This window comes from Variovorax sp. GW460-12-1-14-LB1, assembly GCF_059423605.1.
This window is the reverse complement of record NZ_JBWKYF010000164.1, coordinates 1-1,478: the sequence shown is the minus strand read 5'-3', so window position 1 is coordinate 1,478 and position 1,478 is coordinate 1. Positions and strand designations below refer to the sequence as shown.

The 1,478-nt window shown below is 67.1% G+C and carries 1 protein-coding gene; it reads left to right on the top strand.

Annotation, left to right across the window (positions count from 1 at the left end):
• Nucleotides 1–116: 116 nt before the first annotated feature.
• Nucleotides 117–1,478 (top strand): serine/threonine protein kinase (locus tag AC07Y4_RS32930; protein WP_495275687.1); only part of this gene is annotated, 1,362 nt, incomplete at its 3' end.

The window sequence follows — 1,478 nt, the reverse complement described above, 5'->3', positions numbered from 1 at the left end:
CCTTTCTTTTGCCTACGTTTCTTTGGCGAAGCAAAGAAAAGTAGGTCGCCTGCCGGGGCGAGACCCGGCCTCGGGAAGCAACCCCCCAACGCAGTCCAAAACACAGGAGCCAGTCGATGACCGACTCCAACACAACCCCACCCGAAGACGACCGCACCCGAGTAGTCTCCCGCCCCGTGCCCCTCACAGCAACCAGTGACGGCACAAGCACAGACACAGGCGCCACCGTCATCACAGCCAGCGGCCTCACCACACCCTCAGGCACCCCCGTCACCAGCCCAGCCACAGGCACACACGAAGCCGGCCTCCTCCCCGTAGGCAGCCGCCTAGCCGAATTCGAAATCACCCGAGTCGTAGGCCAGGGCGGCTTCGGCGTCGTCTACGAAGCCTGGGACCACACGCTGGAGCGCGTAGTAGCCATCAAGGAATACCTGCCGACATCGCTATCCACAAGACAGCAAGACGGCACCGTAGTCCCCTTGTCAGAAAGACACAGAGAAACCTTCGACCTAGGCATGCGCAGCTTCATCAACGAAGCCCGCCTCCTCGCCCAGTTCGACCACCCCTCGCTCCTCAAGGTCTACCGCTTCTGGCAAGAAAAGGGCACCACCTACATGGTCATGCCCTTCTACAAGGGCGACACCTTGCGCGAGGCACTCGTAGCGATCCCCGCAGGCGTCGACGAAGCCTGGCTCACCCGCATCATGGACGGCGTCACGCAAGCCCTCGCCGTGATGCACAACGCCCACTGCTACCACCGCGACATCGCCCCCGACAACATCATCCTGCTCGAAGGCTCCGGCCGCCCCGTGGTACTCGACTTCGGCGCCGCGCGCCGCGTGATCACCGACAAGACGCAGGCGATCACCGTCATCCTCAAGCCCGGCTACGCGCCCATCGAGCAGTACGCCGAGATGCCCGACATGTCGCAGGGCGCGTGGACCGACGTCTACGCGCTCGCCGCCGTGATGCACGTCGCCGTGTGCGGGCGCGCGCCGCCGCCCTCGGTGGCACGGCTGCTGTCCGACAGCTACGTGCCGCTGGCGGGCAACGACATCCTGCGCCAGCGCTACAGCGACCGGCTGCTCGCGGCGATCGACGCGGGCCTGGGCGTGCGGCCCGAGGCGCGGCCGCAATCGATGGCGGAGCTGCGTGCGGCGCTGGGTCTCGAAGTCGGCCACAGCATCGCGCCCACGCCGCGCACCGTGCCGCCGTCCGGTGCACGAAGCAGTCAGTCGGGCGCCGATGCACCGACCGTGATCGGCACGGCCCACATGCCGAAGCCGATCGCCGCCAAGGCACCTGTTGCGAACGACAACAAGAGTGGTGGCAGCAAAAAGGCCGTCCTCGGCGCCGTCGCCGCCGCTGTGCTGGTCGCCGCTGCAGGCGGCGGATGGTGGTTCCTGGGCCGCTCGGGCAGCGAAGGCGATGCCGGCAAGACGGCGCAAACCGCCACGCCCGCACCCCCACCCGACACC